Here is a 22,762-nt window from a genome sequence, read left to right as displayed (position 1 = left end):
TATTTGAATTTGTATGAAAAAGCGTTAATTATTGCAAAAGAAGCTCATAAAGGGCAGAAGCAAAAAGATAAGGTTACTGATTATATTGAACATCCTATTTATGTTGCAAGCCTTGTAAAATCAGAGGAAGAAAAAGCTGTAGCATTACTTCATGATGTGTTAGAAGATACTAAAATAACTATTCAAAGTTTAAGAGAATCAGGGATTCCAGAAAAAGTTATTGCAGCAGTTGAGGTTTTAACGAAACGTCCTCAGTCACGGTACTTCGATTATATTGAATTAGTTAAAACTAATCACCTTGCAAGAGTGGTAAAGATAGCTGATTTAAAACACAATTCTGATTTAAGTCGAATAACGAACCCTACTGAGAAAGATTATGAGCGTACGGAGAAATATAGAAGAGCAATGAGTTTTTTAAAGGATACAGAACATGTGTCTTTTCATGCATACGAGGGTAGTTTGAAGAAAGGTCGATAATGGAAAGGAGATTATAATGGGTACGACAATATGTAAAGATGATTTAATCGAGATAGGATATAAGAAATATCAAGCTATTTCACTAATAAGGCAAGCAAAAGCAATTATGGTGCAAGAAGGTTGTCCTTATTATAACAATAAGAGATTGGGAAGAGTTCCAAGGCATGTTGTTGAAAATATTCTAGGAGTGTCGTTAGTATCGGAAGAGAGACAAGATAATGAAGCCTAAAACGCAACAAAAAACAAAATATCCTGGAGTTTATGTTGATACCAATGGTAATTATTTTTATCAAACAGAATTTGGTATTGATAGAATTACAGGGAAACGAATAAGAAAAAAGGGAAGAAAAGACATTAATGGCAAGCCTTTTTCTTCCGCATCTGAAGCTAACAAAGAATTAACACGTTTAAAAAGAGAATATCATAAAGTCAATAGCTACGCTAATTATAAAATGACCTACGAACAATTTATGAATAAAGTGTATATACCTTACTATCAAACAGACGTTGAAGAAAGTACCTTCTCTGTTAGGAAAAGGATTTTAGAAAGAATTAGGGATAGGTTTGGGTCTATCCCCCTTCGCTCTCTTTCCGTTGAAGATGTACAAAATTTTCGTACGTGGTTATTATCTAGTAAAGAAAATGGTGGGGCTGGATATTCTCAATCATATGCTAGTCTAGTTTTTGGAACGTTCCGCAAAAGTTTGGATAAAGCTGTAGAAATGCAATATTTAGAATACAATATTTCGAAAAAAGTTAAGGCAATTCCTAAAGGAAAGGCAATTGTACCATATTGGACGAAACAAGAATTTGAAAAAGTGATAAATCAAATATATATCGGTGATTTTTATGAACATTTGAACTTTGTAATGCTATGGACCTACTACAATACAGGCATTAGAGTGAATGAAGGTACTGCATTATGGTGGAGTGATGTTGATTTAGAAAAAAAGCGTTTAAGAGTTCATCATATGATTGTTTTAAAAAATAAAAGCGACTGGAAACGAAATTATTATACTAAGACGGAAGATGGAAAAAGAACAATTGCCCTTGATAATGATACCGTGAAAATTCTTATAGAGTGGAAAAAAAGGCAATCTGAAATAGGTATGGGAAACGAAAATGATTTTATTTTTAGTTATGATGGACTACCTATGTTGAAATCAACTATCTCAAGGATTATTAAAAGATACGCAAAGTTAGCAAGTGTAAAAGAAATTCAAGCTAAAGGATTGAGACACTCACATGCTTCTTACTTAATTAACGAATTTAATGTATCTGTACTTGTACTATCGCAACGTATGGGACATTCTAGTCCTGAAATCACATTAAAACATTATTCACATATGTGGCAAGGTGCTGATACAGTAATTGCTGATGAAATGGGAGGAAATATAAAAATAGAAACAGCAACAAAAACAAAAATAGCTTTTAATGGAAATCAATCACTAAAGAAGTAGCTATGTGGGGAAAGGAAGGATATATATGTCGTTGATTCATCGAATAGATTCCTTTTCTAAGGCAGAAGGTCTATATAGCTTTATAACAGAATCGAATAGCATATATCAAGTAAGGATTAGCAAGGATAAGAGAACGTTGATTAGATTCCCACAAGCAGACAGTGGAGAGAAGAAATTTCGTAAAGATAACGAGGAACTAATGATTATTGGGGAATTTTCTATAGTAGTCGGAAAACCTGCCATTTTTACGTTAGAGCCATTAGGGGAATTTGGAAATTGTACTATCAGAATAACAAATATAGTGAAAAGTATATCTTATATTCATTAGTTTTCGAGTGATAGATAATAAATGAATGCCCACCATTTTCCCCACCAACATAATGATTGTATTAATAAAAACCACTCATAACAGGCTTTGTAAGAGTATAAGTTATTATAGAGTGGGAGTAAGACAATTAAATTCGAATGATTAAAAGTGCTGAAAAAGCAGTTATATCAATGGTTTAAATGTTTTGTGTGTGGGTAGAATAGTTATTCACCTGCAACAATTGTATTTCAAAATGAGACTCTCTTTTATTCACATTATTTGTGGTAAAAGGAGGGTCTTTTTTTATGATTAAAATTACCGATTTAGTAGATGATTTTAAACTAAATCAACAAATTAAAGAAAGGAAGCCGAAGTATATTTTAATTTGTTCCTGGTGACTTAAACGATGGAATGAATTTATGCAAACAGAATTTTCTATTGAGGAAGTAGAAGATATAAAAGCAATCCATATCAAAAGGTATATCCAACATCTGCAACAATTAGCGGAAGAAAAGCGGGTCATTGTAAACTGTATGGTAGGAATATTGAAGAAGGCTAAATGTATTTATGATAAAATATAGAATAGAAGTTATTGTTGATTTTGATCAACAAACTAGCATTTACTTGAATAAGTGGATATCTGCATCTGTTATAAAGATGCAGATTTTTTAATTCAAAATTTTTACATGAAGAAAATTTAAAAATGTTGTAACAAAATCAATAATTTTGTGATACATAGGTGAATAGTCAAACGGAAAAGGGAGGGAGACAGTGGATAAGGACAATATATATCAAGAATATGGCGAATTTATTTTTAAATACTTGTTAACTTTAACAAACAATCTTGATTTAGCAGAGGAATTGACCCAAGAGACATTTTATCAAGCTATTAAATCCATTAATAACTTTCATAATAATGGTAAAGCCAAGTTTTCTACGTGGCTTTGTTCAATCGCTAAAAACGTTTGGCTACAAGAATTGAATCAAAAAAGTAAGAAACAGCAATTGAAAGATTCATTAAAAAATGAATATCCAACATCTTATGACTTAGAGGATGATTATATAAAAAATGAAGATAAAGTTATGTTTTTTAAAAAGGCTCATCAACTCAGTGGAAATAAACGGGAAATACTTTATTTAAGATTGTTGGGTGACTTATCGTTCAAGGAAATTGGTTCAATTTTTGGGAGGTCAGAAAACTGGGCAAGGGTAACTTTTTATAGAGCAAAACTAGAACTAGGAAAGGGTGAGTAAGGTTATGGAACATAGCGTATTTAAGGATTTAGCTCCCGCTTATATTGATAAATTAACAAGTGAAGAAACAAACAAACAAATAGAAAAACACATAAATCAATGTGAAGAATGTCGAAGTTATTTAAACAAAATGAAAGAGGATTTACTTTTGGACGATGAAGATGAAAGAAAGAAAGAGAAAAGGAACATTGATTACTTCAAAAAAGTACGCTCCAAAAATAGAAAAAGGACTTTAATTATTGTAGCATCACTACTATCAATTTTTCTTATTCTGGTAACTGCTTATTACTTCGTGTTTGTAAATATGTGGCTTGCAAGTTCCAGTAATGTTGAAACAAGCATTCAGAACTACGACACGATGGTTACACTCTCATTCAAAGCAAAAAAAGACAATCATTATATAATATTAACAGATGCGAAAACAGATGACGGATATACAGATACTATATTTGTATATGAAAAAAGGGGTGATTTTTCTACTCCAGCAAAACTCTTAAAAGATGGGAGTGGCACTACCTTCACATTTGCAGATGAAAACACATTATTACTATACAATGGTAAGAAAAAGAAACTAACGGATGAAGATAAGCTAACTATACAATATAAAGATAAAACCGATGTAATATCCCTAAAAGATTTATACGATAAAAGTAACGATGCTGAATGATTTGAAAATGAGATAGAAGTAATACCGCAATCGGTGCGTTTCTGTAATAAGCAGGAACGCTTTTTTGTTTTGGAGCGGTTTACGGAAATTGGATTACGAAAAATGAATACATCTGTCCACAGACTCTCAAATAGCTCGTTATGGCTTGTTATGAAGTATCTTTTCTCTTATTCCATTTTTGCTTAGGAATAAATTTAAGGATATTGTTTGCCTATAGTGTAGGTGGATTCAGAAACCACACACATTTTCAAGCAGGCATTCGGTAAATGTTCGACACAACTTGTGAATGAGGTTGAGCAGAGTCGTGTATGACATTACAAGTAAGCCACTTGCAACGATTGAGTGGAAGTAATTCACTAAGAGCATTAGAAATTGGATAGAGGGCCTTTTGGGTTAAAAAAGTGGTGTGCTAAATAGTAGGGAAGAACGAATGATGAATGGTTAACTACCAAAGATATATATGTACAAAAAGACTGCTCCTATATATGAGCAGCCTTTTTCTATGTCTCTTCTGCAATATGACGGTTGCTGGAGATATCACAACTGGAATGGCATATTTATGAACCCAAAAGGAGAAGCTACTGGATTAATGGCTAAGCCAGCTCCGAACAATAGGGTTTCCCTGCTGAAAAGTAGTTTCCATCATCTATTAAACCTTTTGCATTTACATCATTGCCGTTTGAAATAGATTACTATAGTTCTTAAACGGTTCTATCACTATCGTCAATGACAACATACCTTTTTTTCTCGTAACACATCATTTTCATAATGTTTATCTATTTCATTCATGAAAGATATTGCTTTTTGTTCGTTATCAAAATAATTTTTTCGGCGATATATTCTGCTTGTCTTTGTGCCATTTTTCGATTTATAGTTCATTATTCAACTCACTTGCCTTGCATTGAAACGGAACTACGAATAGAATTGATTAATGGTTTTCGAAATTTACTAAAGGGTATAGTAAGAAAATAAACATTAGGGTAATATGTATATTACTGATTATCTTTCTACTATCGAGGTGCAAAATGTCTGTATATCTTTTACCAATAAATATTGCAGTTATTATTTTTTGTCTATTGAGCTTTTTTCTTTTTATCCCTTGGCTGATTTATAGCTATAGAAAATATGGTTATTTGAGTCTTTGGGCTTCAATAGTTGCTTATTCTTTTATTTTTTATATGTTATCGGCTTTATTTTTAGTTCTTCTGCCTCTTCCTGAAACTCGAAATACTTGTGCGATGCAACCACCTGATACGGTGCATTATACGCTTGTCCCGTTTAGTTTTGTCCGGGATATTATTACTAGCAGTTCCGTTGTTTGGTCACAGCCATCCACCTATGTTAGATTACTAACGCAAAGTGCATTTTTACAAGCGGCATTCAATTTTATATTATTGCTGCCTCTTGGCGTTTATTTAAGGTATTTTTTCCAACAAAGACGATATTGGAAGAGAGCACTTGGTTTGGGGTTTGCATTATCTCTATTTTTCGAAACAACACAAATAACAGGTATTTACGGAATTTATAATTGCCCATATCGTATTTTTGATGTGGATGATCTTATACTAAATAGTACTGGTGCCTTATTTGGATTCATCATTGCTCCCGTTATCCTTGCTTTGTTTCCCTCTCGAGACAAACTCATTGCTAAGGCAAATAAATTAAAGGAAAGTTCATTAGTTCCTCCGTTGTCGCAATTATTGGCTGTGATTATTGATTATTTTTTAATTAAGATTAGTTGGAGCCTTACATTTGGACTTTTTACAAGTAGTGAATTCGCGGAAATTGTTTATAAGACGATTTGCTTCTTCATTCTTTTCCTTGTAGTTCCACTTATTTGGGATGGAAAAACAATTGGAACAAATATACTACGTTTTAAACTGATACATGTTGATGGAGGAGCACCTCCATGGCAGTCCTTGCTGAAAAGGTCTATTGCGCTCTATTTACCTTTGGCAACATCATGGATCCTAAATATATTTGATAGTATTGAGTTAGATATGAATTCAATTCTTTATCCTTATCATGTATGGACGACTATGGCTATATTTGGATTTCTCGTCATCATGTGGGCTGTACTATTTATCCATACTGCGGTCATCCTAATTAAAAGAGGAAAACGGAACTTTTACTTTGACTATGTAGCGGATTTAGTACCAAGGAAAAAATAAAAAAATAAAAAACAGCAAATCCTATATCAGGGTTTGCTGTTTTGTTTGGGTAAAGCATCTGCGATATCTTTATTTCAAAAGGCACGAATACCCTTCCAAAATACAGACCAGATCATATTTAATCTACGTTCGTATTCTTCATAAGGGGAACTCATCATATGGAAAAGCATTCCGTCTAATATAGTAGTAAAAGAAGTAACGATTGTCTCTTCGTCGATAAACTCATTCTCTTTATTGCTCCTTAAGATAGAAAATACAAGATCTCGAATTCCTTCTTCTACTTTGTTATTTTTGGCTGTTATAAGTTCTTTAAAATTTTCTGGAGGGTAAATCCCATACCTTTTGAGAAAAGAACCTTTATCATTCATATAATAGTATTTATTCAGTTCAACTAAAACATGATATAATTTTTTTTCTATTGGAAAATTTTCTACAACATAGGATTGTTGTTCGATAAACTCTAAATAATCTTCAATAACAAAACTTACTATTTGTTCAAAAAGATCTTGCTTACTTTCAAAATAAGCATAAATCGAAGGGGTTTTAATGTTTACATTTTCTGCTATATCTTTCAGTGCTGTTTCCTCGTAACCATACGAGGAAAACAGCTTTAAACCTTGTTCTAGTATTTTTCTTTTCGTTATTTCACCCTTTTTCAACTCCGCTTTTCACCTCGTTTTGTTCACGTTCATTAGGATATCAATTTTAAGCTTACTATACTAAAAATGATCCCTGCAACTAAAATAAGCTTCTTCGCATTCTTTGGTTCTTTAAACAAAAACATCCCAAGTAAAACACTTCCTGACGCACCTACTCCAGTCCATATACCATAACCGATACTAATAGGTATTTCGATTAATGAGACGGAAAGAAAGAAAAAACTTAAACACAAAGATAATATAAAAAAGATGGTAGGCTTTAATTTTGTAAATCCTTCCGTTAACTTCAGATTAATAATACCTCCAACTTCAAATAATCCAGCTAATATTAAACATAACCAATACATATTATACATTACCCCCTGCATTTTTCTCTTCTTTAGGTTCATCTGAGACTAATTTTAGTCCGATAATACAGCTAATTAATAGAACAACTAATAAAATCTTAGCTAGACTCACAGGATCTCCCAAAAGTGTCATGCCAACTATAGCAGTACCAAAAGCACCCAAACCAGTAAATACTGCATAAGCCGTAGAAACGGGAAGTACTTTTAACGTTTTTGCGAAAAACCACCAACTAAGGACTAATAATATAACTGTCGGAATAACGACTTCTATTCTTGTAAACCCTTCTGAAAAGCCTAGACCAAGCGCCCAACCTACTTCAAGAATTCCACCAATAATTAAATACACCCATGCCATGATAATCTCTCCTTTTAATTATAACTAATGGTCGTTAGATTTTGTAAAAATTTTAAAGCTTCGTTTTTATAATAAGTGTGACGATCTTTAAGAAACAACTATCATAAAATCTAACTAACGTACATTAGATTTTATGATAGTTAAGCTGATTTTGCAAGTGAAAAGTTAAATTTTCAACCGGTTTGCTGTTATTTTTTAAGGTTTATTTAAGGTTTAAATTAATATGGTGTAAGGTTTAGGTCCTATAATCATCTTTGTAGTTACAAGGAGGATTAATCAATGAAAACAATTTTACAAGCAAAAAATGTGCAAAAGGTATTTGGTGCAAAAGGAAATGTTTATAAGGCATTAGAAGATATAGATTTGGAGATTAAAGAAGGAGAATTTATCGGAATTATGGGACCTTCGGGTGCTGGGAAATCAACATTGTTAAATGTTTTATCTACCATAGACACCCCATCAGCGGGGGATATTATTATCAATGGTCAACAAATTATCGGCATGAAAGAAAAACAACTAGCCGACTTCCGACGTAATCAATTAGGCTTTATTTTTCAAGATTATAATCTTCTCGATACGTTAACAGTTAAAGAAAATATATTACTTCCACTTGCATTATCAAAAGTACCAACTAGTGAGATTAAAAAACGTGTTGAAAAAATCGCGAGGACATTTGGAATTAATGAAATACTTGATAAATACCCATATCACATATCAGGTGGTCAAAAACAGCGAACAGCAGCTTCTAGAGCGATTATTACTAACCCAAGCTTAATATTGGCGGACGAACCAACAGGTGCATTAGATTCCAAATCCGCAACAAGCTTACTTGAAAGCTTATCGATGTTGAACGAACAGAATCACTCCACCATCATGATGGTTACTCATGATGCTTATGCTGCAAGCTTTTGTAAACGAATATTATTTATTAAAGACGGTATGATTGATGTGGAAATTCATAAATTGCAACAAACACGTCAAGAATTTTATCAAAAAATATTAGATGTTCTCGCTTCACTTGGAGGTGGGAATATATGACGCTATTCCGAATTGCTAGGAAAAATATTAGGAAAAACTTTACCAATTATTTTTTATACGTTGCTTCAATGATATTTAGTATTGTGATTTATTTTACATTCGTTTCTTTAAAATATGATGAAGCAATCACTGCTGCAACGGAGTCGTCACAAAAAATTAGCTCCGTATTTAATGCTGCATCGGTTGTCCTTATTATCTTTGTAGCAATTTTTATCTGGTATTCAAACTCCTTCTTTACAAGGAAACGAAAAAAAGAAATCGGACTTTATTCATTACTAGGTGTACGAAAAAAGCAAATAGGCAGATTGCTATTTTATGAAAACTTTTTGATGGGAATTATCGCCCTTTTTATAGGTGTTTTACTTGGATCTGTTTTATCAAAATTCTTCGTAACCATTTTAATGAAGGTGATGGGCTATGATGTCATTGCAACCTTTGCCATTTCAACGAATGCAATTATAAATACCATTATTATATTCATTCTCATTATCGCCATTACCTCGATTTACGGATATCGATTAATTTTTAGGTTTAAGCTGATTGATTTATTTCAAGCAGATAAAGAAGGAGAAAAAGAGCCAAAAGCTTCTTTTTTCATTGCGGTTTTAGCTCTTATCTTTATTGGAATTGGTTATTGGCTTGCTCTGCAAAATATATTAGAGTCAGAAGCTTGGAGAAAAATCGGTATCATGGTGACACCACTCGTTATCATCTTATCTGTTATTCTAGGTACCTATTTGTTATTTAATACGTTAATTGTCTATCTATTGAAGCTTACAAAAAAGAACAAAAGAAGATTTTGGAAAGGAATTAATATAATAAGTACTTCCCAACTTCTATATCGTATAAAAGGAAATGCACGAACATTAACCATCATTTCCATTCTTAGTGCTACAACATTAACGGCCGTCGGGGCATCTTATAGTTTGTATTATAACAATAAGGGCAATGCCGAATTGGCAAATCCAAATAGTATCATGTTTATTCAGCAGGATGAACATTTAGCGAATAAGGTAAATGATAAGATTTTACAAGAAGAAAAGCATCAGATCATCTACCATAAAACGATTCCGACAATGCAAATAAGGGTGGATACATCTAGTTTAAATAACCTGATGGGGGAAAGCATACAGGAATATACATTCATCTCTACGAAAACCTTCAATGAAATGGCAGGATTGCAAGGAAGAAAGGATCGTCTCTCACTGGAAGGTAATCATGCAGCTATACTAGATGCAGGCTATTATGAAGGTTTATCACCGGAATATGTCGGTTCTAGCCTTTCCTTGCATGTAGATAGCATAGCGGAAGACATTACATTTAAAAAATTGCTGAAATATAACGTTCTTAATACCAAGACAGCAAATATTACTGTGGTAATCGGTGATGATTTATTTTCCAAGCTGGAGAAAGAAACAGCCCTTGTAAACATGGAAGCATACAAAATTACAAATGAAAATAATGCTAAAGAAATAAATGAGGTAATCGAATCTATTTTACCGGATGATGCAAGTTTTTCTAGCTTTTATAATGATTACTCTCTTGGAATGGAGACATCAGGGCTAATCATCTTTATCGGTGCCTTCTTAGGACTAGTATTCCTTGCTGCAACAGGGAGCATTATTTACTTTAAACAGTTGACAGAAGCAAATTCCGATAAGGGTCGATATAACATTTTACACAAAATCGGTGTGAATAAAAGGGAAGTAAGAAAATCAATTGCGAAACAAGTATTCTTTATCTTTGCCTTACCGCTATTCGTAGGTATAGCACATTCAGCAGTAGCTTTAACTGCCTTATCAAGGCTAATGCAAACAAATCTGTTGATCCCTGTATTCATATGTATAGGCATATATATGCTAATTTATGTGATCTATTACTTTTTAACAGTACGTACCTACTACAAAATTGTAACAAAATAAAATAGAGTGAGGAGTATTTAAATGAAAAAATCAATGATCGTAATAGGAATAATCGTAGTGATTATAGTTGCTGGTGCATTTTTTATGCAAAATGTAAATCTTAATCGGTTTGGTGCGGATGAATATTACACACAAATAAATGGGAAAGGAAATAAAATGGAGGAAAAAATGAGTGATGGAACGATTTATATAAATTATGAATATGAATTACCAGCTTATAATAAAGACGGCGAGCAAAAAACATTAACATTTACTGCTAACAAACAGCTTCGTGAAAATGCGTTTTTACTTCTTTTTGTAAAAGATGGAAAAGGTGTTACATCTTATCAGGAAGTGACTGCTAAGGAATTACCTGAAAAAGTGGCTGAAAAGTTGAAATAGCAATAATGAGAGGAGAATCCTTGTTTAAAAGGATTCTCTTTTGGCAGATAGGGAAGTATTAAACGCTTTTCCGTCTGCCTTTTTGATAAGATACTTTAATTTCCTTTATAATAAAGAAAAGGCTATGACGGTATGGAGGTATTTATGAATGTCACTAAGTAACAAAACCGTTTTAATTATCGATGATGAGGAAGATATTTTAAGACTTATTAAAACGGTTCTAATAAAAGAAGGAATAGATCATGTAGTGACGTCTACCACTGCGAAAGAAGGTTTTTCTGAATTCCAACGAACACGGCCAGATCTTGTTTTGTTAGACATTATGTTGCCAGATGGTGAAGGGTACGATGTATGTAAAAAAATAAGAAATATCTCGAATGTGCCGATCTTATTTTTATCAGCGAAAACAGACGAAATTGATAAAATTTTGGGCTTTGCCATTGGAGGAGATGATTATATCACAAAGCCATTTAGTCCTAAGGAGGTTGCTTATCGTGTAAAAGCACAGTTGCGAAGGGCAGATTATATGCAGGCGGATGTAATAACGGATTCGATTATAAAAGCTGGTCCCTTTAAATTAAATGAGCAAAAAGCAGAATTAATAAAAAATGGGGAAACCATTGAATTAAAGCCAAAGGAACTTGGACTAATGAAGTACTTCCTCCAAAATAAGAATAAGGTGATTAGTAAAGAACGGCTTTATGATACCGTCTGGGGTGAGGATTATTTTGGCTCTGATAATACGGTAATGGTTCATATACGACGGCTAAGAGAAAAAATCGAAGTAGATCCCTCTCACCCTAAATTTTTAATTACTGTAAAAGGCTTGGGCTATAAATTCACAGTAGAGGATGAGTAGGTCGTGAAGTGGAAGCTTACCGGAAGATATATACTTTCCATCGTCTTAGTTGTAACACTCGTTGTTTTCATAAATATTTTTACTATGCTTGCTTTAATATCTGCCCAGGCAATTTTTAACATACCAATATTTCAAGGAAACGAAACATCTCCCGAACTTTTTACAAGACAATTCCAAGATAAGATTAATATAGTAAATGATCATGTGACTATTACAGAAGCGGGAAAAAAAGCATTGGATGAAGAAAATGCATGGATCCAGGTTTTAGATGAAAATGGTAAGGTAATTTATAGCTATAGAACGCCTATGGGAGTTAAGGAAAAATACACGCCATCCGATATCGTTCAAACATATAAATACAAGGAAGTTAATGCAGAAACAACGGTTTTTGTTGGTGGAAAAGAAGATTACAGTTATTTTATTGGGATAGAGAACCCCGCTTTAAATCGCTATGTCATTTCAATTGATAATCGAACCATAAATCATGTGGTTAAGATTAGCGGCATTGTTTTTATTATAGATATTTTCATCGCCTTGCTTATTGGCTACTTTTTTAGTAAACGGCTAACACAGCCTTTACAAGCACTTATTAATGGGATTAAACGATTGGCAAATAAGGACTACGCTGTCAATTATGTGCCAAAAGGGGTTTATAAAGATGTCTTTCAAAATGTCAACTTTCTATCTAATCAGCTAACAGCCAATGAAAAGGAAAGAAAGAAATTAGAGATCATGAGAGAGGATTGGATTGGAAATATCTCTCATGATATAAAAACACCACTAGCATCTATTCAAGGATATGCTGAATTAATTAAAGATCAAGACTATGACTTTTCTATAGGAGAAATAAGGGAGTATGCCGGAATAATTGAACAAAAGTCATTATATATAAAAGAGGTTATCGAAGATTTGAATTTAACCACAAGGTTGAAAAATAAAGCACTATTTTTAAACAAAAAAACGGTTAATATTGTTGATTTATTAAGAAATATTGTGATTGATATATTAAATGATCCTAAATATTCTAATCGTCATATCGTATTTCAAGTAACGCAAGAGAAGATTCTTGTAGAAATTGATGAAATTCTATTTCGAAGGGCCATCAATAATTTAATTTATAATGCAATTGTTCATAATGATGAAAATGTACGAATAGATGTGATAATAGAGAAAGAAGAACGTACACATCTCAGAATAAAGGATAACGGAAAAGGGATAGAGAAAAAAGAACTCGACAAAATTTTTGACCGTTATTACCGAGGAACAAATACTGGAGATGCACATAGAGGTTCTGGACTAGGAATGGCCATCGCCAAAGATATCATTCAGGAACATAAGGGAGAGCTTACGGTTAGCAGTGAGATTGGTCACGGGACGACGATTGATATTAAACTTTGAAGCCCCCTTGTAAAACGAAACATTGTTGAGTTTTAAAAATTACTTTCGTATTTTAAACCCAACTATTAATCCTTCCTCATGCATTTCAAGTGAGGAAGGATTTTTTGAATTGAAATAGCTTACTACAAGGAATTGGGTAAATAAATTGTAAATGTAGCGCCTTTACCTAATTGACTCTTGGCTTCAATTTTTCCTTTATGTAACTCTATATAAGCCTTAACTATTGATAGACCGATTCCCGTCCCGCCTGTTTTGCGGCTGCGCGATTCATCTCCTCTGTAAAAACGCTCAAATATGAACTGAATATCTTCAGAAGCTAGTCCAACTCCATTATCTGTAACAGAAATAATGGTTTCGTTTTGATTAATAGTTGTTTCGATAATTACTTTTGATGTCGTTTGCCCGTGCGTTAGTGCGTTTGTGACGAGGTTGATCAGTACTTGTATGATCTTATCCTGATCAGCCCAAATTGATTTTACATCGTTCCTGTTAAAAATGAGTTCAGCATTATGTTTTTTAAATAAGAATTGTGTCTTTTGCATAAGTTGTTCAAAAACATCATCCACATCTACCTTTTCTTTGGTTATTGCAACTTGATTGGCATCAAATTTTGATAAGTATAATATATCATTGATAACGGCTGTTAACCTTTGTACCTCATTAAATATGGATTGATACTTTTCGTCTGATATTGTTTTTTGTTGGATATGCAATAACTCTATTTCCCCTTGAATAATCATTAAGGGAGTTTTTAATTCATGCGCAACATCTGAAACGAGTGATTTACGGGCTATCTCTGCATTTTGGATATTTTGTTTCATGCTTTCCAATGCATCGCCTATTTTTTGGAACTCATCTTGTCGTTTCATTTGAAAATTAATAGTGGAATCCCCTTTTTCGTATTTCCTTATTTTTTCTGTAATGATATTAATAGGTTTGGTAAGTGTTCTGGAGAGCAACAGAATTAAGATGATAGCGAAAAACAAACCTATCAAAGCAGCCATAGCGATGATTCCATACATATATTGGCCCCAAGTATTTTTTACTACGTATATTTGTTGTTGGGTTGGAGTCATCACGTATAGCATTCCAATTTGTTGAGAGCCATTTTTAAGTGCAGATGGAAATGCTGTTTTTATAACAGTTTGTTCGATTATATCCCCTGATTTCCATAAAACATTATGTTCATGATCTATAAGGACAAACGGCATATCTGTCGGAAGCTTCTCATTCTGAATGCCTTCCCAAGAATGGTTTTGCTTAAAGAAATCTTCCATGAAGGCTTCCACTTTACCAATTTCTTCTTTGTTAGCAAAATAAGAGATGTCCCTACTTATAAAAAACAAAATTTGTATTAAGAAAATGAACAGAATTACCATTAATAGGACCACACTAGTCATTGAAAGAATGAGCTTCGTTCTAATGTTCATCGTTCACACCAAATCGATAACCGAACCCGTAAACGGTTTGGATATAACCATTAACTTTTTTTCTTAATTTACTAATATGGGCATCAACGGTCCTAACATCCATAATTTCTTCGTCATTAAAGACATGCTGCAATATTTGTTCACGGCTAAATACTTGGCTTGGGGAAGCTGATAAAAATTCCAGAATTTTATATTCGGTAGGAGTAAGCATAATTTCTTTTCCGTCCAGCCGCACCTGATGAGAAACAGGCGATATAACTAGTGAGCCAAATGAGCGTATCGTATCTGACGTCGTGTCCAGAGGGGACATTCGTCGTAATAGGGATTGTATTCTTGCAGACATTTCCCTTAAGCTAAAGGGCTTGACCATATAGTCATCGGCACCTACTCCCAAACCAATAATCTTATCTGTTTCTTCAGCTTTTGCGGTAATCATGATAATCCCATACTGTCCCATTTCCCGTAATTTCCGACAAACTTCAATTCCACTCAACTCTGGAAGCATCCAATCCAGAAGGACAATATCGGGATTTATCTTGGCTGCCAGTTGAAGGGCTCTCAGACCATCCGCAGCAACTTCTACTTCATAACCTTCATCCTTTAAAAATTCATGAATAATCATTGCAAGTTTTGTTTCGTCCTCTACCACTAATACTTTTTTCAAGACGGCCTCACCTTTCCTTTTATCCAATTATAACGATTAAAACAGAATTTTAACAACCATCAAAAAACCTTTAATATTTCATCACAAGTTCGCAACATTTGCTCGCTAAAATGAAGGTACAAAATCTTGAAAGGGGTAGAGTTATGTTTGGATTTGTTTTCGGTGGAAGCTATATACTTCCAGTAATTATGTTCGTTTTTTGGTGTATTGCAAGTGTAATTGTAACGAATCTCTCTTATGCAGAAAGCAATAATCAACTACTAAGGAGAAAGAACTATCTATTCGTAGCGTGCCTCCTTGCGCTTATCGCAGGAGTTCTCTGGTATGCATGCATATTGATCATGTTTCTAGAGAATGGTTGGTTATTTGTTGAAGGAGTAATTAAAGCAATTCTTCCAACCTCTTTAATTGGATACGTGGCTGTGATTATGTACACATTACCTCGATTAAAGTCGATACAGGAATTAAAGGATGATATTACAGATAATAAAACCCTAGTAAAAGTGACGAATCCTTTTATGGTCGTACCTATTTATGCCGCGATGGTATCAACTGGGATCATCGTTTATCGTAATATATTTTCTCAGCCAATAAGGCCTAATCTTTATGAAATTGCTCAAGCACCTGTGTGTCTACTTTTGATCCTTATTATCCCAACCTATATTTCGATTCGTAAAAATAAATTAGCTATGGAAGGTCAAATGATGTTGCTACCGTTAGGGAAAAGGTTCATTAAGTTTTTAAAAACCGCAATGGTTCTTGGATTCATCGGTATTCTTTTTGTAGTACTCAATGTTTTAATCGGTGTAAATACATCGAAACTTCCGGAATCCTCTGATATGATGAATCATCATCTGATTGATGAAGGTGGCGGTACACCTACCATGCATTCAAATCAGGGAGCTCATTCCGGCCACCACGATCAATCAGAAATGGTAGAAGTAAAAGATTTAACAGGTGATATATCCGAACCGGCAGATAGAAAGTTTGTTTTAGTAGCAGAACAAAAGGAATTCACACTCCAGTCAGGAAAAAAAGTAAAAGCTTGGGTCTATAACGGAACAATCGCTCCACAGCTTCGTGTAAAAGAAGGAGAAATGATAGAAATTAAATTGGAAAACAAAGACATTGAAAGTGGAGTTACGATTCATTGGCATGGTTATAATGTGCCAAATGCGATGGATGGTGTACCAGGAATGACTCAAGATATTGTTAAACCAGGAGAGTCTTTCACCTATAAGTTTCGAGCAAACCAAGTCGGCACATATTGGTTTCATTCTCATCAGCAATCCTCCGAACAAGTACAAAAAGGCCTATTTGGATACCTAATTGTTGACCCGAAAAATGAAACCGAACCTGTAGATGAGGATATAACTGTGATCAATCATGTATGGCAAACAGATCAGGATAAGACAATGTCCTTTAGTTTATTTGATGAAAGTCAATTAAAGCAAATAGAACCGGGGAAGAGAGTAAGATTACGAATTATTAATTCGGATAATCTATCGAGAAAATTCTTACTACAAGGAGTTGATTATAAACTATTCAGCATTGACGGTGTTCCAATTAAGAATCCTGGCCAAATATCGGATAAAACCGCACTCCGGGTTGCTGCAGGCGGAAGATATGATGTCATTTTTACAATGCCAAGCGATCCCGTTTTATTTAAAATAGGAGATTACAATGACGACCAGTCACCTAGTATAATTTTTAATAAAAATTCCGATACAGGAAAAGTAGTATTCAAAGAGGAGCAAGAAGAGTTTAGTCCTGAACAATATGGGGAAGAATTGAAAAATGATTTAACAAAAACAAAACAATTTGATCGGGAATTTCTCATGATATTTTCAAATGAAATGGGTTTTTATAACGGGTTACCAAATTTCTTATGGACCATTAACGGTGAGGTATTCCCAAAAACGCCTACCTTCATTGTAAGAGAAGGAGAAAAAATTAAAACAACGTTTGTAAATAGAAGTTTTGCCGAACATCCCATGCATCTTCATGGACATCACATGACTGTTTTAAAGAAAAATGGAAAAAAGGTAGAAACCCCTTGGGTAACAGATACGCTTAATGTACGAGAAGGTGAATCCTATGAGGTGGCTTTTGTTGCAGATAATCCTGGCATCTGGATGGATCATTGTCACAATCTGCCTCATGCAGCTGCGGGGATGATGCTACATCTAATGTATGATAATGTTATGTCTTCCTATGAAATGGGAACAAAATCAGGAAATACACCGGAGTAAAAGATGAAATCGAAAGACTTTGAATAAAGAATGATTAAATAGTTGAGGACAATTTTATATCATATGCCTTATTGTTGGTATCTTTATAGAGATAATATTAATTCAGATAAAGGCCCTTGAAAATCCTGTGTTTATATGCAGGATTTTCTTATTAAAACCACAGAATATGCCTGTGTGAGTACAAACTTCAGAATCACAAAGAAACGGTTGGTTCAATTACGGTCAATGTATTTTCTGTTGAATTTAGATTTACAGTAGCACCTATTGGAATAGCAGCTTTATAATAGCCATGACCAGTAGCAAGGTTGATTGCCAGTGGTTTTCCTAAGGGAACTAATAAAGCATTAATTAAATCTTCATAAGTTGTACGATAAGATACAAAGCAATTCGTACATTCACCCATGATAATACCAAGACAGTCTTGAAATTTACCTGACATTAATAATTGCGTTAAATACCTGAAAACCATTGTAGTTGGAGAGTGGGTTTCCTCTAAAAAAAGTATTTTTCCGTTTGTATTAATCTCATATGGTGTACCGAGTGCATTTACTAACGATGTCATATTTCCACCTACTATTGGGCCTGTTACATTTCCTGGTACTAAACCCCTCAGGTCTAGATTTGGTGGATTTTGAATTATCCTAGGGGAATTCAACGTCGATGTTGCTTCAAAAAATTGATTGAAGTTATAAGGAGGTGTTTCAGTTCTAAAGTCAATAAGCATTAAACTATGGAAAGTAATTAAATTACTAAATTGATATAAACTATTTAGTAAAACTGTAATGTCACTAAAACCAGAAATAATTTTAGGATTCTGTCTTATGACATCGAAATTCAGATAGGGTAGAATAGTCTGAACCCCAGTCCCTCCACGTGTAGCAAGTATCATTTTAACACTCGGATCTCTGAACATATTCATTAAATCCTCTGCTCTTTGTTGAGGTGATGCCGATACAATGCCATCATAGGAATAAACTTGTCTGCCAAAAACGATATTAAAGCCTATATTTCTCAAGAATTGTACGCCTGTATTAATAGTATTCGCATCAAGAGGGCTGCCAAGTGTAACTAATCCAATTGTATCTCCTCTTTGTAACAATGGGGGTCTTATTGCCATATTTTCCACTCCCTCTCCACAATTAAAACTTATTGATAATAAAGGGTATTATAAAGTGAATTGAAATATGTCATATTCAAGATAACTACGAATTAAATGCATAAACAATTAATGTATAGTGCGAAAAAAGGTATGTAATAAAAGTGTAGTTACTTGTTCAACTATATGGCGAGGAAAACAAAACACATAATTTTAAAGGAAAAAGCTTGGGATAAGCAATGAACGAGGCTACTTCTGTAACCAAGAAGTAATAAAAAGAAGGAAATGTATCCTGACTGTTGGTAGCCAATTATCATAGATGCCAAGATCTATATTCTTCCAATTTTCCTCATCATAGTGCACTTTTTTTCACTAAAACTAAAAAAATAAGCCACAATGTCCACCGTGTTAATGCTAGAATATGATTTAAATATAAACAGTAATGGAGGATTTACAGATGCAAGACAAAATATTGTTAATAGAAGATGATCCAGCAATTTCTGAGATGGTTACAAGCTTGTTATCTAAAGAGGGATTCTGTGTTGTCCATGCATCAGATGGAAAAGAGGCGATGGATTTATTTGAACAACAATCATTTGATTTGGTCTTACTAGACTTAATGTTACCGAAACAGAGCGGTATGGACTGTTTGAAGCAGATGAGAGACCAAAGTCTTGTTCCAGTGCTTATTATATCTGCAAAAGACAGTGATGTAGATAAAGCGTTAGGTCTGGGTTTTGGCGCAGATGATTATCTTGCAAAGCCATTTTCTGTGATTGAATTACTTGCAAGGGTGAAGGCTTCCATTAGAAGAGCAACTGAGTATTCCCATCAGAAAGAAAAAAGAGAGCAACAGATTATTCAAATCCATGAGCTTAGGATAGATATAGATAATTTTCAGATTTACAAAAATGAAAAGTCTATCAAACTAACAAATAAAGAATGGGAAATATTAAAGTTGTTTGTTCAGTATCCTACAAAAGTATTTACGAAAGAACAAATTTACCGTTTGGTTTGGAAAGAAGAATATTATGGAGATGAAAATGTGATTAACGTCCATATGAGTAGATTAAGAGAAAAAATAGAAGATGACCCAGGGAAACCAAAATATATAGAAACATTATGGGGTATTGGTTATAGGTTAGGTGAATTCTAAATGATAGTTATTTTACTGTGCTTTATCTTTAGTTTAATTGCTTTAAATTTAATCCAGTATATTCAAAGGAAAAATAGAGATACCCATCTTGATTATTTAGCTGAGAAGCTTGAACAAATTTTAGAACGAGAGACGATGGAACGATTGCTGTTAATGACCGATGATAAAAAATTACAAGCATTGCTCATAAACATAAATAAATTGCTTGATAAACATCAACAGGAAATCGCAAAGTACAATCAATCAAGACATTCCATGAAAAGAATGCTAACCAATATCTCGCACGATTTAAAAACACCGTTAACAGTCGTATTGGGTTATATTGAAATGGTTCAGAAGGACGAAACAATTAAACAAAACGAACAAGAAAGGCTGTTATTACAAGTTCATCGTAAAACCGTAGAGATTATTGATTTTATGAATGCCTTTTTCGATTTAGCGAGACTTGAATCAGGTGATAAAGAAATTCCGCTTACAAAAATAAATGTCAATGAGATTTGTAAGGATAATTTACTTTCATTCTATGACATTGTCCAATTAAACGGATTAACGATAGATTTCCAATTACCAGATGACCCCATTCATGTATTAGGAAATAAAGAAGCATTGGACAGAGTCTTACAAAATCTATTGTCAAATGCCATCCAATATGGCAGTGACGGAAATATACTTGGTTTAACCCTATCTGTTAACGAAAAACATGTCTATATTGAGGTATGGGACAAAGGAAAAGGAATTGAGGAGCAGAAGCAAGATCTTGTTTTTGAAAGAATGTTCACGTTAGAAGAATCAAGAAACAAAGCCTTTTACGGAAGCGGGTTAGGATTAACAATTACGAAAAGACTACTAGAACAAATGAATGGGACGATCCATGTACAGAGTATTCCATATGAGAAAACGGTATTTACGGTTGCGTTACCACGGATTACCTACTAACTTAAGAAATAAGTAAGAATTAAGAAAGAGAAAAACAACATCCGCTTAGTACAATACATATATAGCCAAACTTGAGGAAAGGAAGGAAATCCGGTGCATATCATAAGGACACATAACGTTACAAAATGTTTTCAAGGGAAAGAAGTCGTATCAAACGTAAATATAAATGTTAAAAAAGGCGAAATTTATGGGTTACTCGGTCCGAATGGATCAGGAAAAACAACACTAATGAAAATGCTGACAAATTTAATAAAACCTACAGCTGGAGAAATTGAGATTTTTGGTCAGCGATTAACGCCTTCTTCGTCGTTCGCTGTGTTAGGAAGAATAGGAAGTATGATTGAGTTTCCGATTTTTTATGAGAAATTTACAGCAAAGGAAAACCTAGAGCTTCACTGTGAATATATGGGCTATCATAATAAAAAAGCGATTAATGAAGTATTAGAAATGGTTCATTTAATAAATATTGTCAATAAACCAGTAGAAAACTTTTCACTAGGGATGAAGCAACGCTTAGGTATTGCAAGAGCCATTATTACAAGACCTGAACTATTAATTCTCGACGAACCAATAAATGGACTAGATCCGGTGGGGATTCGTGAAATAAGAAATTTGTTCAAATTACTCGCTAAGGAATATAACATCACAATGATAATCTCTAGTCACATCCTAGCTGAAATGGAACAAATGGCAGATACGGTCGGAGTAATTAATAAAGGAAAGTTAATTGAAGAGGTATCTATGGAAGCAATGAGAGAAAGAAATGCAGAATATATCGAATTAATAACGCCAGACATTACAAGTGCTTGCTTTGTCCTCGAACATAGACTGTATTTGCAAAATTTTAAAGTGGTCGATCAGAAAATTATCCGTATTTTCGATCAAAATGTGTCACAAAAGGAAATTTCAAAAACATTGATACTAAACGACATCGAAATGGAGTCAATGAGTAAAAAAGTCACGTCCTTAGAAGAATATTTTATGGGATTAGTGGAAAAAGAAAATCAGAATCAGGTAGTTAAACATGAATAAAGGTGGTGTAGATATGTTTACGCTAATGAAATTGGAATTGAAAAAATTAAAAATAGGTTGGTATGTAAACGGAACAATTATTGCAAATATCCTTATCCTTTCGGTCCTTTTTGTCATTAGTTTCATTGAAAAGTTGGAAGGCAATGTTGTTTTTCGCGACTACGACGAAGTTTTTATTATTATCGGCGCATTTGTAAGAGCAACGTTTATAATTTTTGCGGCAGTCTTAATTGCCAAGTTAGTTATCGAGGAGTTTAAAAATAAAACAATTACGGTATTGTTTACGTATCCAATCAATCGAAAGAAGTTACTTGGTATAAAATTACTTATTATCGGCACCTTAACCTTTATTACGATTATTATTTCTAACCTTTTCGTACTTGGTTCATTTATCGCATTGAATCCATATTTTCAAATCATCTCAGATCCTCTTTCATTGAAAATGGTAGTCCAACAAATTATTTCAATCATTACATTTGCTTTTGCAGCAGCAGGAACTAGTTTAATTAGTTTATATTTTGGAATGCGGAACTATTCTGTACCGGCTACAATTATTTCGTCGATTGTCATCGTTGCATTAATTAGTTCTCATAATCCGGTCTTTTCTATAGCTTCAATCGTTTATATCCCGTTAACATTAGCTATCATTGGTATTTTAATTGCTTTTCTATCTATTAGAAGAATAGAAAAAATAGATATTATTTGAGGAAACAGTGTTCATTTGAAACTTATTCTTGTAAAATAACAGGCTTTGCCTGTGTGAAAACAAGTCTATAATCGATGTAACAAAAGGATCTCCAATCGTAGAATAGAGATGGCCGTCAAACCGACTCTAAAAAACGAGAGGAGATCTATTTTTATGTCGTGTGACAATAGTTTAACACACACAGATTTATATGTT

General features: G+C 33.5%; 25 protein-coding genes. 19 read left to right on the top strand and 6 right to left on the bottom strand.

The features are described 5' to 3' along the window. Window positions 1-3: 3 nt before the first annotated feature. The 9 genes from KI338_RS13410 (at window position 4) to KI338_RS13370 (ending at window position 6,336) form a co-directional block, all read left to right on the top strand. Entirely contained in the window at window positions 4-477 is a 474-nt protein-coding gene (locus KI338_RS13410; protein WP_244853608.1) for an HD domain-containing protein, read from the top strand. 16 nt (window positions 478-493) lie between these two features. After that, a complete protein-coding gene (locus KI338_RS13405; RefSeq protein ID WP_212921511.1) occupies window positions 494-706 on the top strand; it encodes a DUF3173 domain-containing protein in 213 nt (70 codons plus the stop codon). Further along, window positions 696-1,937: a tyrosine-type recombinase/integrase gene (locus KI338_RS13400; RefSeq protein ID WP_212921510.1), complete on the top strand. Its 1,242-nt coding sequence runs from the start codon at window positions 696-698 to the stop codon at window positions 1,935-1,937. Before KI338_RS13405 ends, KI338_RS13400 begins: the two co-directional genes overlap by 11 nt. Window positions 1,938-1,962: 25 nt before the next feature. Continuing rightward, complete coding sequence (locus tag KI338_RS13395; RefSeq protein WP_212921509.1) at window positions 1,963-2,265, top strand: hypothetical protein; 303 nt, start codon at window positions 1,963-1,965, stop codon at window positions 2,263-2,265. A 398-nt stretch (window positions 2,266-2,663) separates the two neighbouring features. After that, window positions 2,664-2,825 carry a hypothetical protein gene (locus KI338_RS13390; RefSeq protein ID WP_212921508.1) on the top strand — a complete coding sequence of 54 codons (162 nt, stop codon included), beginning with the start codon at window positions 2,664-2,666 and terminating at the stop codon, window positions 2,823-2,825. 190 nt (window positions 2,826-3,015) lie between these two features. Next, window positions 3,016-3,498 carry an RNA polymerase sigma factor gene (locus KI338_RS13385; RefSeq protein WP_212921507.1) on the top strand — a complete coding sequence of 161 codons (483 nt, stop codon included), beginning with the start codon at window positions 3,016-3,018 and terminating at the stop codon, window positions 3,496-3,498. Window positions 3,499-3,502: 4 nt separating this feature from the next. Then, on the top strand, window positions 3,503-4,165 hold the full coding sequence (locus tag KI338_RS13380) for a zf-HC2 domain-containing protein (RefSeq protein ID WP_212921506.1): 663 nt from the start codon (window positions 3,503-3,505) through the stop codon (window positions 4,163-4,165). 286 nt (window positions 4,166-4,451) lie between these two features. Next, window positions 4,452-4,517 (top strand): GMP synthase (glutamine-hydrolyzing), encoded by a 66-nt coding sequence (locus KI338_RS17935; protein ID WP_212921597.1) that lies wholly within the window; start codon window positions 4,452-4,454, stop codon window positions 4,515-4,517. 673 nt (window positions 4,518-5,190) lie between these two features. Next, a complete protein-coding gene (locus tag KI338_RS13370) occupies window positions 5,191-6,336 on the top strand; it encodes a VanZ family protein (protein ID WP_212921505.1) in 1,146 nt (381 codons plus the stop codon). 74 nt (window positions 6,337-6,410) lie between these two features. Here KI338_RS13370 and KI338_RS13365 read toward each other — a convergent pair whose 3' ends face one another. From KI338_RS13365 to KI338_RS13355, 3 genes are read right to left on the bottom strand one after another with little or no spacing between them, the layout of a single operon-like run. Then, entirely contained in the window at window positions 6,411-6,995 is a 585-nt protein-coding gene (locus KI338_RS13365; protein ID WP_212921504.1) for a TetR/AcrR family transcriptional regulator, read from the bottom strand. 32 nt (window positions 6,996-7,027) lie between these two features. Further along, entirely contained in the window at window positions 7,028-7,342 is a 315-nt protein-coding gene (locus KI338_RS13360; RefSeq protein ID WP_212921503.1) for a DMT family transporter, read from the bottom strand. 1 nt (window position 7,343) lies between these two features. Next, a complete protein-coding gene (locus KI338_RS13355) occupies window positions 7,344-7,697 on the bottom strand; it encodes a DMT family transporter (protein ID WP_212921502.1) in 354 nt (117 codons plus the stop codon). Between the two features lie 279 nt (window positions 7,698-7,976). On the opposite strand from KI338_RS13355, the gene KI338_RS13350 reads away from it, so the two are divergent. The 5 genes from KI338_RS13350 (at window position 7,977) to KI338_RS13330 (ending at window position 13,295) form a co-directional block, all read left to right on the top strand. Next, window positions 7,977-8,735 (top strand): ABC transporter ATP-binding protein, encoded by a 759-nt coding sequence (locus KI338_RS13350; RefSeq protein WP_212921501.1) that lies wholly within the window; start codon window positions 7,977-7,979, stop codon window positions 8,733-8,735. Then, the gene (locus KI338_RS13345; protein ID WP_212921500.1) at window positions 8,732-10,657 is read left to right on the top strand and encodes an FtsX-like permease family protein; all 1,926 of its coding nucleotides are present in this window, start codon (window positions 8,732-8,734) and stop codon (window positions 10,655-10,657) included. Before KI338_RS13350 ends, KI338_RS13345 begins: the two co-directional genes overlap by 4 nt. A gap of 21 nt (window positions 10,658-10,678) precedes the next feature. Continuing rightward, window positions 10,679-11,038, top strand: coding sequence for a YxeA family protein (locus tag KI338_RS13340; RefSeq protein WP_212921499.1), 360 nt, complete (start codon window positions 10,679-10,681; stop codon window positions 11,036-11,038). 148 nt (window positions 11,039-11,186) lie between these two features. Next, complete coding sequence (locus KI338_RS13335) at window positions 11,187-11,897, top strand: response regulator transcription factor (protein WP_212921498.1); 711 nt, start codon at window positions 11,187-11,189, stop codon at window positions 11,895-11,897. Between the two features lie 3 nt (window positions 11,898-11,900). Continuing rightward, on the top strand, window positions 11,901-13,295 hold the full coding sequence (locus tag KI338_RS13330; RefSeq protein WP_212921497.1) for a sensor histidine kinase: 1,395 nt from the start codon (window positions 11,901-11,903) through the stop codon (window positions 13,293-13,295). 122 nt (window positions 13,296-13,417) lie between these two features. On the opposite strand, the gene KI338_RS13325 is transcribed toward KI338_RS13330, so the two are convergent. Then, window positions 13,418-14,572 (bottom strand): sensor histidine kinase, encoded by a 1,155-nt coding sequence (locus KI338_RS13325; RefSeq protein ID WP_212921496.1) that lies wholly within the window; start codon window positions 14,570-14,572, stop codon window positions 13,418-13,420. Window positions 14,573-14,714: 142 nt separating this feature from the next. Further along, window positions 14,715-15,389 (bottom strand): response regulator, encoded by a 675-nt coding sequence (locus tag KI338_RS13320; protein WP_280530755.1) that lies wholly within the window; start codon window positions 15,387-15,389, stop codon window positions 14,715-14,717. 143 nt (window positions 15,390-15,532) lie between these two features. On the opposite strand from KI338_RS13320, the gene KI338_RS13315 reads away from it, so the two are divergent. Further along, entirely contained in the window at window positions 15,533-17,641 is a 2,109-nt protein-coding gene (locus KI338_RS13315) for a multicopper oxidase family protein (protein ID WP_212921495.1), read from the top strand. A gap of 193 nt (window positions 17,642-17,834) precedes the next feature. Here the strand turns inward: KI338_RS13315 and KI338_RS13310 are convergent, their stop codons facing one another. Beyond that, window positions 17,835-18,758, bottom strand: coding sequence for a S66 peptidase family protein (locus tag KI338_RS13310; protein WP_212921494.1), 924 nt, complete (start codon window positions 18,756-18,758; stop codon window positions 17,835-17,837). A gap of 436 nt (window positions 18,759-19,194) precedes the next feature. Here KI338_RS13310 and KI338_RS13305 point away from each other — a divergent pair, with 436 nt between their 5' ends. The 4 genes from KI338_RS13305 to KI338_RS13290 all read left to right on the top strand — a co-directional run bounded on the left by KI338_RS13305 (window position 19,195) and on the right by KI338_RS13290 (window position 22,567). Next, entirely contained in the window at window positions 19,195-19,893 is a 699-nt protein-coding gene (locus tag KI338_RS13305) for a response regulator transcription factor (protein WP_212921493.1), read from the top strand. Next, window positions 19,894-20,829, top strand: a complete 936-nt coding sequence (locus KI338_RS13300) for a sensor histidine kinase (protein WP_212921492.1) — start codon at window positions 19,894-19,896, stop codon at window positions 20,827-20,829. 93 nt (window positions 20,830-20,922) lie between these two features. Beyond that, window positions 20,923-21,861 carry an ABC transporter ATP-binding protein gene (locus tag KI338_RS13295; RefSeq protein ID WP_212921491.1) on the top strand — a complete coding sequence of 313 codons (939 nt, stop codon included), beginning with the start codon at window positions 20,923-20,925 and terminating at the stop codon, window positions 21,859-21,861. Window positions 21,862-21,874: 13 nt separating this feature from the next. Beyond that, window positions 21,875-22,567: an ABC transporter permease gene (locus KI338_RS13290; RefSeq protein WP_212921595.1), complete on the top strand. Its 693-nt coding sequence runs from the start codon at window positions 21,875-21,877 to the stop codon at window positions 22,565-22,567. The last annotated feature ends 195 nt before the right edge of the window (window positions 22,568-22,762 follow it).

Source organism: Ornithinibacillus bavariensis (assembly GCF_018333235.1).
Lineage (GTDB): Bacteria > Bacillota > Bacilli > Bacillales > Amphibacillaceae > Ornithinibacillus > Ornithinibacillus bavariensis.
Note: the sequence above shows the minus strand (reverse complement) of the source record. Positions and strands in the feature narration are given on the sequence as shown.